This is a genomic window from Alteromonas sp. 14N.309.X.WAT.G.H12, from assembly GCF_036697315.1.
Lineage (GTDB): Bacteria > Pseudomonadota > Gammaproteobacteria > Enterobacterales > Alteromonadaceae > Alteromonas.
In genome coordinates this window covers 1-251 of the sequence record NZ_JBAHZB010000275.1, presented here as the reverse complement: position 1 = coordinate 251, position 251 = coordinate 1, and the positions used below count along the sequence as shown (strand labels likewise).

The following is a 251-nucleotide window of genomic DNA, read 5'->3' as shown; positions in this document are numbered from 1 at the left end:
AATCCGCTAGGGTCTACCATATTAATCGGGTCATTCCCCACATAAGCATACAGGTTCATCTGATCTTCATAACCCACGGGGTCAGTTTGTAGGAAACGCCCTAACTTTGGATGATAGATCCGTGCTTTGTAGTAATAAAGCTCAGTACCTTCTATTTGAATTTGACCGGTATACCTAAATCGGGAATCGCTGCTGTTTTGTGGCTGGCCGAATGGATCATACTGATGGGTCTGTACCACATTTCCATTTTT

Annotated in this window: 1 protein-coding gene; it reads right to left on the bottom strand. The window is 43.4% G+C overall.

The window, feature by feature from the left end; genetic code table 11:
• Window positions 1-251: RHS repeat-associated core domain-containing protein (locus V5298_RS20960; RefSeq protein ID WP_332933325.1), on the bottom strand; the 251-nt coding region annotated here is incomplete at both ends.